At 66.9% G+C, this 902-nt stretch carries 1 protein-coding gene; it reads left to right on the top strand.

Features of this window, described 5'->3' with window-relative positions; translation table 11 throughout:
* Nucleotides 1–386: 386 nt before the first annotated feature.
* Nucleotides 387–902 (top strand): IS21 family transposase (locus GY769_10400; protein MCP4202332.1); only part of this gene is annotated, 516 nt, incomplete at its 3' end.

Below are 902 nucleotides of genomic sequence, written 5' to 3'. Positions count from 1 at the left end.
CCGAAATCGCGCGCCGCGGCCGATCGCACCACGCGGCGACCGCGAGCCGCGGGCCGGCGCCTCGATCGATCGCCGAGGTGATCGGCCGGCACAGGATGCGGCGTCGACAAGCTGCTCTCGCCGTCACGCTGGGAGCGCGGGCGTCTCGCCTGCTAGTATGGGCACCGAAGCATGGACCGAGTCCCCTATGCGTCCATTACCGCTACAGCGAACCCACCCGAGAGCGCCTGAACACCGAGGATGCCTTCGTCCAGCGCCGCTCTGCTCAGCGACAATCAGACCTCAGCGCCGACGACAACTAGATTTGTGCAGTCGTCGCTGAGCCGAAGAGCGCCAGTCCGCTAGCCTGTGGGGCCCATCAGGGACCTACAAGCGAGGAGGCTGGCGTGACCACGACGGACGTCCAGGTGAGGAAGCTGATGGAGGAGTACCAGAAGCTCGGTCAGGTGGGCACGGCGGCGCTGCGCGCCGGGATGCACCGCAACACGGCGAGTAAGTATCTGAAGGAAGGGAGGTTGCCGTCCACGATGGGGAGGCCGCGCGACTGGCGGACGCGTCCAGATCCGTTTGTCGAGGACTGGGAGGAGGTGGCGGCGCGCCTCGAGGATGCGCCGGAGCTGGAGGCCAAGGCTTTGTTCGACGACCTGCTGGAGCGAAAGCCAGGTCGCTACCAGGAGGGTCAGCTGCGGACGTTTCAGCGCCGGGTCCAGCAATGGCGCGCGCAGGAGGGTCCGCCGAAGGAGGTGTTTTTCGCCCAGGAGCATCGTCCTGGCGAGGCGATGCAGACGGACTTCACCTGGGCGACCGAGCTGGAGATCACGATCGCCGGCGAGCCGTTTGTTCACCTGCTGTGCCACAGCGTGCTGCCGTACTCGAACTGGGAGTGGGCGACGCCGTGCTTG

The organism is bacterium (assembly GCA_024224155.1).
Classification (GTDB): Bacteria; Acidobacteriota; Thermoanaerobaculia; order Multivoradales; family JAHEKO01; genus CALZIK01.
The sequence above is the reverse complement of the archived record's forward strand: the minus strand, read 5'-3'. Positions and strand labels throughout refer to the sequence as shown.